Annotated in this window: 8 protein-coding genes; 4 read left to right on the top strand and 4 right to left on the bottom strand. The window is 64.5% G+C overall.

Going from position 1 to position 7445, the window contains the following annotated elements; all coding sequences use genetic code 11:
• The 3 genes from CN311_RS27195 to CN311_RS27185 all read right to left on the bottom strand — a co-directional run.
• On the bottom strand, nucleotides 1–2588 hold a 2588-nt coding region (locus tag CN311_RS27195; protein ID WP_097576727.1), incomplete at its 3' end, for a chromosome segregation SMC family protein.
• 69 nt (nucleotides 2589–2657) lie between these two features.
• Nucleotides 2658–3401: a DsbA family protein gene (locus CN311_RS27190; RefSeq protein WP_097576726.1), complete on the bottom strand. Its 744-nt coding sequence runs from the start codon at nucleotides 3399–3401 to the stop codon at nucleotides 2658–2660.
• 142 nt (nucleotides 3402–3543) lie between these two features.
• Nucleotides 3544–4044 (bottom strand): DUF721 domain-containing protein, encoded by a 501-nt coding sequence (locus CN311_RS27185; protein WP_097576725.1) that lies wholly within the window; start codon nucleotides 4042–4044, stop codon nucleotides 3544–3546.
• Nucleotides 4045–4096: 52 nt separating this feature from the next.
• On the opposite strand from CN311_RS27185, the gene mutY reads away from it, so the two are divergent.
• The 4 genes from mutY (at nucleotide 4097) to vapC (ending at nucleotide 6704) form a co-directional block, all read left to right on the top strand.
• Complete coding sequence (gene mutY / locus CN311_RS27180; RefSeq protein WP_097576724.1) at nucleotides 4097–5281, top strand: A/G-specific adenine glycosylase; 1185 nt, start codon at nucleotides 4097–4099, stop codon at nucleotides 5279–5281.
• 34 nt (nucleotides 5282–5315) lie between these two features.
• Entirely contained in the window at nucleotides 5316–5927 is a 612-nt protein-coding gene (locus CN311_RS27175) for an HAD family hydrolase (protein ID WP_097576723.1), read from the top strand.
• Nucleotides 5928–6105: 178 nt separating this feature from the next.
• Entirely contained in the window at nucleotides 6106–6318 is a 213-nt protein-coding gene (locus tag CN311_RS27170; RefSeq protein ID WP_097576722.1) for a type II toxin-antitoxin system VapB family antitoxin, read from the top strand.
• A complete protein-coding gene (vapC, locus tag CN311_RS27165; protein WP_097576721.1) occupies nucleotides 6315–6704 on the top strand; it encodes a type II toxin-antitoxin system VapC family toxin in 390 nt (129 codons plus the stop codon). The genes CN311_RS27170 and vapC overlap by 4 nt, the downstream gene beginning before the upstream one ends.
• A gap of 116 nt (nucleotides 6705–6820) precedes the next feature.
• Here the strand turns inward: vapC and CN311_RS27155 are convergent.
• Nucleotides 6821–7445: site-specific DNA-methyltransferase (locus tag CN311_RS27155; RefSeq protein WP_133117271.1), on the bottom strand; the 625-nt coding region annotated here is incomplete at its 5' end.

Genomic DNA, 7445 nt, shown 5'->3' with positions numbered 1-7445 from the left:
AGCTCCGACTGCCGGTTCTCCGCTTCCTGCAGGCGGTCGCCTGCCGCCTGGCGCAGGCTTTCCGCCTCGGCAAGCTGCGAGAGAAGCGCACGCCGCTTGGCGTCGATCTCGTCGGGGGCGTCGGCCAGCCTTTCGCGCTCGGCCTCGGCTTCGGCCCTGCGTTCGCCGAGCGAGGCGATCTGCGTCGATGCGTTCTCGGCGCGCTCCAGCCAGTTGCGGCGTTCCGCCCCGATGGCTTCGAGCCGGCGCATACGCGCCTCGGCCTCCCGCCTCAGGCCCTCATGAACGGCGCGCGCATCGGCAAGAGCGGCGCGGTCGCGGGCGACATTGGCCGAGCACTGTTCGAGCTGCAACTGCAGATCGCCCAGATCAGGCGCGTCTTGCAGCAGCATTTCCGCCTCGACGAAAGCCGCCGCCGTCTCCTCGTGGCTGTCGACGATTCGCGCGCGCGCCTCGTCCAATGCGGCGCGCCGGCTCGACAGCTCGCCGCCGGCCTTCTCGGCCTCGGCCAGCACGTTGCGCGCGGCGTCGAGCCCGTGCTGGGCGTCGCGCCCGGCCTGCCTGGCATTGCGTTCGGCCTCGCTGCTTCGCGCCAGCGCCTGTTCGGCTTGCGCAAGCGCGGCTTCGGCCTCGCGCAGGACGAGCGTGGCTTGCACGGCTTCGGCATCGAGCTCGGCCAGCCGGTTCTTCTGCGCCAGCCTTTGTGCCGCCGCGGTCGGCGCATCGGCGCTGGCGGTGAAGCCATCCCAGCGCCAGAGCGCGCCTTCGCGGCTGACCAGCCGCTGGCCGGGCGCGAGCAGCGCTTGCAGCCGCCGCCCGTCGCCGGCCTCGACAATACCGATCTGCGCCAGCCGGCGCGCGAGTTGCGCCGGCGCGCGGACGACACTGGCAAGGCTCCTGACGCCTTCGGGCAGCGCAGCGTCGCCAGGCTGGATTTCGCTTTCACCCCAATGCACTGGCGCGCTGCGGTCAAGCGGTACGTCAACGTCTTCGCCAAGGGCGGCGCCAAGCGCGGTCTCGTAGCCACGCTCGACGCTGATCTGCTCCAGCACGGAGGGGAAGAGGTCGCCGCTGGCGGCATTCAGGATCTTGGCCAGCGTGCGCGCCTCGGTCTCGATGCGCGCCAGCTCGGCCTTGGCGTCCTGGACCGGCGGGCGGGCAGCGCTTTCCGCCGCGCGCGCCTCGGCGACCGCCTGTTCTGCCGCGATCGCGGCAGCCTCGGTTTCTTCGAGCAGCGCCATGGCGTCCTCGACCAGAAGCCGCTTTTCGGCCGGATCGGGCAGGCCGGCAACCCTGGATATGATGTCGGACAGTTCCCGGTCGACATCGGCGAGTTGGCGGGCGAAGCGGTCGCGGCGTTCGGCGGTATCGCGCAGCGTGCGCTCGATCTGATTGCGCGACGCGGCGGCCTCGGCCCGTTCGGCGGTCAGCGCCGCCAGTTTCGCTTCACTCCCGGCAAGCGTCGACGCCGCCTGTTCGAAAGCCGCGCGGGTGGTGGCCTCGCGCTCGGCGGCGCCGGCGTTTTCGGAATTCAGCTCGGCTTCTTCCGTGCGCAGGCGTTCGAGAATGTCGGCGTTGTCGCGCACCATCCGCTCCTCGCGGGCGATGTCGCCATCGAGCTGCTGGAGCCGGCGGTCGAGTTCGGCCTGGCGGGCACGGATGCGGCCGGCTTCCTCCTCGATCTGCGCCTTGGCGATCGACAGGCGCTGGAAGGCGGCAGCGGCGGCGGCTTCCGCGTCGCGCAGGTCCGGCAGCCGGTGCGCCCCGATCCCCTGCTCCCTGGCGGCAGCCATTTGAGCGGAGGCGCGGTCGCCGACAAGAGCGGTGGCAACCGCCAGGGCCGAGCGTGCCTCGCCTTCCTGCGTCTTGGCCAGCGTCCAGCGCAGATGCAGCAGTGTCGCTTCGGCCTTGCGGATATCGGCCGACAGGTTCTTGAAGCGCGAGGCCTGACGGGCCTGGCGCTTCAGGCTTTCGATCTGGCTTTCGAGTTCGCCGACGACGTCTTCCAGCCGCTCCAGATTCTGTTCAGCCGCCTTCAGCCTGAGCTCGGCTTCGTGGCGGCGCGTATGCAGGCCCGAGATGCCCGCCGCCTCTTCGAGCAGCGCGCGCCGCGCCTGCGGCTTGGCCTGGATCAGTTCGCCGATGCGGCCCTGTCCGACCATCGATGGCGATCGTGCGCCGGTCGACTGGTCGGCGAACAGCAGCTGCACGTCCTTGGCGCGGGCTTCCTTGCCGTTGATGCGGTAGAGCGAACCCGCCTCGCGCTCGATGCGGCGCGAGACCTGCAGCTCGTCGGCATCGTTGAAGGCGGCGGGTGCGCTGCGGTCGGTATTGTCGAGGAAGAGCGTGACTTCGGCGGTGTTGCGGGCCGGACGCGTTCCCGAGCCGGAAAAGATGACGTCGTCCATGCCCGACGCGCGCATGTTCTTGTAGGAGCTTTCGCCCATCACCCAGCGCAGTGCCTCGACAAGGTTCGACTTGCCGCAGCCGTTCGGCCCGACAATGCCCGTCAGGCCACGTTCGATGACGAACTCACCGGGTTCGACGAAGGATTTGAAACCGAGCAGGCGAAGGCGCGAAAACTTCATTCGCGCCGCCCCGAAAGAGACAAACAAGCGCGCACGCCGAAGCGCGGTCGCCTCGGCGCTGCCGGAGCGTCAAAGCAGAGGGTCGATGATGGCCGACATTTCCTCAATCGACATCGCCCCTTTGTAGGTCTTTCCGTTGATAAAGAAGGTCGGCGTCGAGTCGACCTTGAATTCATCGGCGCCGCGTTTCTGGACCGATCTCACATCGTCCAGAAGTTTCTGGTCCGTCAAGCAGGCTTCGAAGGACTCCTGTGTAAAACCGGCGAGCTTGGAGATTTGCAGCAGCGCGTCCTTGGTATTGTTGACGCCTACCCAGTTCGCCTGCTGCTTGAACAGAACATCCACCATCGGGAAATAATTGTCCTTGGCGCAGCGCGCCAGCATGAAACCGGCCTCGGCGCTGGGGTCGAACGGGAATTCGCGCAGGATATAGCGGGCCTTGCCGGTGTCGATGTATTTCGTCTTCAGCTCCGGAAATGTCGTCTCGGCGAAATGCGCGCAATGCGGGCAGGTCATCGAGGCATATTCGACGATGGTGACTTTTGCGTCGTCCTTGCCAAGCTGCTCGTCCGGCAGCGCGCCCGGCTTCAGCAATGCCGCCATATCCACCGTGCCCTGCGCTTCGGGCGCCTTCACGGCAACCGAAGTGGCCGGTTTCGCGGGATCGGCGGGAGCCGCAGGCTTCACCACTTCCGCCTCGGCTTGCCCGCCCGAGTCGCTGCATGCGGCGAGCAGAACCACGGCTGGAACGGCGGCCAGCGATGACAGGAGGTTTCTGCGGGACAAGCTTTTGCTAAACGGGGAACGGGTCATACGAATCACCTGATATCGGTTGGATATTGCAATGCAAAGGCTAGAAAAGGCGAGAGTTGGCGCGAATTAAGGCATCGCCATCCCCATTCCAATCGCCAAACTTTTAGGACGTGATCACGAATACGCGAGATTAACGACAGTGCTATGGCTTTCTTTGGCCCAGAATAGTTGCGCCAAGACGCTCCAGCGAGGCGCGCAGGCCATCGTCCTCGATCTTGCCGACGGTCTGCGAAAGCTTTGATTTTTCTGCATCATTGAGCGGTCTGGCGGCTGGTTTCGGGCGGAGCTTTTGCGACAGAACCGGCTTCTGCACGATCCTGATCCGGCCAACGGCGTTGAAGCCGAGGAAGGCATTGACCCGGTTGATGATTTCGCCGGTCTCGTGCTGGAGATGCAGCGCGGCCATGCCTTCGCAGGCGATGACCAGCACCGCCGGCTCGAACGGATCGTCCTCATGCATGCGGCGCGGCCACTGGATCTTTTCAGGACGCGAGCGGCCGGCGAGCCTTGGCCCGGCAATCTCTTCCCATGACTGGACGAGCCCTATCGACATGCCGGCCCGCTTGCGCAGCACCGGATCGAGGATCTGGGTGGCGAGATCGCTCACCGGAACGGGATTGCCGAAGGGCCTTTTCCCTGCCATGTGCGTTCTCCAGTCACAACCTTCACCGAGCGGTTAGGCCAGTCTTCGATCAATGGCACTGCACGACCAGACCCGCAAGACCGCATCTCGGGAGAGCGGCAGAGCCGCCTCCGGGGATATCAGCAAAGCTGGATCCCGGCACAGCGGCAAAGCCGCATCCGGGGATAGCGGCGGGATCGCGTCCCGGCTGCTCGGCTGGTACGACGCGCATCACCGCGATCTGCCCTGGCGTATCGCGCCGCGGGACCTTTTGCGCGGCATACGGCCCGATCCCTATCGCGTCTGGCTTTCCGAAGTCATGCTGCAGCAGACCACTGTCGAAGCGGTAAAATCCTATTTCCGGGCCTTTGTCGGCAAATGGCCCGATGTCGAGGCACTGGCAGCGGCCTCGACCGAAGATGTCATGAAGGCATGGGCCGGGCTCGGCTATTATTCGCGCGCACGCAATCTCAAGGCCTGCGGCGATCTCGTCGCACGGCAAGGCGGCCGGTTTCCGGATACGGAAGCAGGCCTGAAAGAACTGCCCGGCATTGGCGCCTATACGGCGGCGGCGATCGCGGCGATCGCCTTCGACCATCCGGCCGCGGTCGTCGACGGCAATGTCGAGCGGGTGATTTCGCGATTGTTTTCGATCGCAACGCCACTGAGCGAAGCCAAGGGCGAGATCCGCGCTCATGTCGAACGCATGGTTCCCCAGACAAGACCGGGTGATTTCGCCCAGGCGATGATGGATCTGGGCGCGACGATCTGCACGCCGCGCCGGCCGCGCTGCATGCTTTGTCCGCTGCGCGAGGATTGCAGCGCCATCCTCGCAGGCGATCCTGAGCGATTCCCGGTGCGCCTGCCGAAGGCGGAAAAGCCGTTGCGGCGCGGTGCCGCCTTTGTCGCCGTCAGGACCGACGGCGCCATTCTTTTGCGAAAACGCGCGGAAAAAGGCCTGCTCGGCGGCATGACCGAGGTGCCGACGACCGGCTGGACCGCGCGGGTCGACGGCGCCACCACGGATGCGGCAGCCCCCTTTCCAGGCGACTGGCGGCCTGCCGGGCGGATTGGCCATGTCTTTACCCATTTCGCGCTCGAACTCGACGTGTTCAAAACGGCGACCGAGAGCGCCGCTCCGGTGGGATATTTCTGGTCGCTGGCCCATGAAATTTCCGGGGAAGCCCTACCCACTGTCATGAAAAAGGTAATCGAAGCGGCGATACCGGGCGCGACCAAGAAGCAACGCCCGCTTTGATCGCCCCGCATTGAATTGCATTGATGAGGACAGAATGACCGAAATCCGCCACATCGTTTTCGACATCGGCAGAGTGCTGATCCACTACGATCCGAACCTGCCGTTCAGCCGTCTCATTCCGGATGCCGAGGAGAGAAAGTGGTTCTTCGACAATGTCTGCACGCATGACTGGAACATCGAGCAGGATCGCGGACGGACATGGGAAGAAGCCGAGGCGCTGCTTATCGCCGAGCACCCCGACCATGCCGAAAACATACGCGGTTTCCGCCGCCACTGGCACGAGATGGTGCCGCATGCCTATGAGGACAGTGTCGCCATTATGGTCGGGCTGATCGACAGCGGCCACGACGTCACCATGCTGACCAACTTCGCCTCGGATACGCTCGCCGAAGCCCGGCAGCGTTTCGATTTCCTCAACCGTCCGCGCGGTGTGACCATTTCGGGCGAGATCGGCCTGATCAAGCCGGATCGCGGCATTTACGATCATCACGTCGCCGCCTTCGACCTCGAGCCGGCGGCCACATTGTTCATCGACGACAGCCCGAAGAATGTCGAAGGCGCCAAGGCGGCCGGCTGGCACTCCGTGCTGTTCACCGACGCAAAGACGCTCGAAGCGGACCTCCTGCGGCTGGGGATCACGGTGTGACCTCGGAGATCACCCGTGTGATTTGAATCACTTCGACAAGCCGATTGATAAACCGCTTCAAGTTTGCGCGGGAATATCGAAGATGTCCTCTTTCGTCATGACGCTGTCGGGGTGACGACTTGTCGGTCAAGAGCGGAATGTGTATATTTGGTCAAATTTATACACATCGAGCATCGACATGCGAACCAACATCGAACTTGACGACGAACTGATCGCGGAGGCCATGGCCGCCTCCGGCCTCAAGACCAAGAAGGCCACGATTGAGGCCGCCTTGCGCACTCTGGTACGCCGGCACCGGCAAGATATGGCTATCGCCGCACTTGCTGGCGCTGGCTGGGACGGCGATCTTGACACCATGCGGGAAGGTCGTTCGCCCGACCAGCGTCGATGATCGTCGTCGACAGTTCCGTCTGGATCGCCCATCTCCGCAATACAGACAGCGTCCCGGTCGGTAAGCTCAGGCATCTCGACGACACCCAGGAGATTCTGGTCGGAGACTTGATCCTGCTGGAGGTGCTACAAGGCGCGCGCAACGAACCGCATGCCCGACTGATTGAGCGGAACCTTCGACAGTTCGCTATTGTGCCGATGCTGAATCCGGCGACGGCAGTCGAAGCTGCCCGAAACTACCGCATGCTCCGGCAGCGGGGCATCACCATCCGCAAGACAATCGATATGATCATCGGCACATTCTGCATCCAGGGCGGACACGCGCTGCTGCATGACGACCGGGACTTCGACCCGATGGTTCATCACCTCGGTCTGCAACTCGCCTGACGAAGAGCCGACGACGGGACTGGCGGAACGCTTTGCGGCATTTCTCGGTCAAGAAAGCGCGATCCTGCTTCCTTCGGGAACGCCGTGCAATGAGATCGCCATAGCGGTTGTTGTTGTCAGGCCCCTGCCCGCTCCATGCCCAGGCGAGCGATGCGGCGAAGCTCGTCGATCGGGGTCAGGCCGCCGCTGCGCTCGTAATGCCAGAAGGTCCAGCCGTTGCAGGCGTCCAGCCCCTGCACTTCGGCGCCGATCTTGTGGATCGAGCCGGCGCTGTCGCCGATCGCTACCGTGCCGTCGGCGCGCACCTTGGCGGCCCAGCGCTTCTTGGCGTCATAGAGCGTTGCGCCCGGCAGCATCAGCCCGGTATCGATCAGGCTGACAAAGGCGACGCGCGGCTCGGCGCGCTTGCCGGTGAGCACGGTGAGATCGGCGCCGTCCAGTGGCCGGACAGCATCGATGCGCTCATTGGCGGCGTCGATATAGGCCTGCTCGCGCTCGATGCCGACGAAATGGCGACCAAGGCGCTTGGCCACCGCGCCGGTGGTGCCGGACCCGAAGAAGGGATCGAGCACGATGTCGCCGGGCTTGGTCGAAGCCATCATGATGCGGGCAAGCAAGGCTTCCGGCTTTTGCGTGGGATGCAATTTGTCGCCATTGTCGTTCTTCAGCCGCTCGCTGCCGGTGCAGATCGGAAACAGCCAGTCGGAACGCATCTGGACGTCGTCGTTCGAGGCCTTCAGC

Source organism: Mesorhizobium sanjuanii (genome assembly GCF_002529485.1).
GTDB lineage: Bacteria > Pseudomonadota > Alphaproteobacteria > Rhizobiales > Rhizobiaceae > Mesorhizobium > Mesorhizobium sanjuanii.
This window is presented reverse-complemented; position numbering and strand designations above follow the sequence as displayed.